Consider the following 246-nt stretch of genomic DNA (forward strand, 5'->3'; position numbering starts at 1 on the left):
TCATCTACCTCCTAAATGTTAAGCTCCCCTTCCCCTTCTCTCCACCTCTCATCGATTACCTCCTCAACATCAACCTCTCCACCAATCCCCTCCTCATCATCCCCCTCCCACTCCCATTTCCCCTCCTTCCTCCTCAACTCCCTTCCATCTCCTCGCCTCCCCCCTTCTATCCCCTGCCTCTTCTCATCCCAATTCCCTTTATCACCATTACCTTTATCCTGCCCAAGATGCCCAAACCAAAAACAC

1 protein-coding gene is annotated in these 246 nt (G+C 52.0%); it reads right to left on the bottom strand.

Annotation, left to right across the window (positions count from 1 at the left end; all coding sequences use genetic code 11):
• Positions 1-11: 11 nt before the first annotated feature.
• A partial coding sequence (locus FS628_RS31765) for a hypothetical protein (RefSeq protein ID WP_186328071.1) occupies positions 12-246 on the bottom strand: 235 nt, incomplete at its 5' end.

Origin of the sequence: Paenibacillus xylanexedens, assembly GCF_007676705.1 — a bacterium.
Taxonomy (GTDB): Bacteria; Bacillota; Bacilli; order Paenibacillales; family Paenibacillaceae; genus Paenibacillus; species Paenibacillus xylanexedens_C.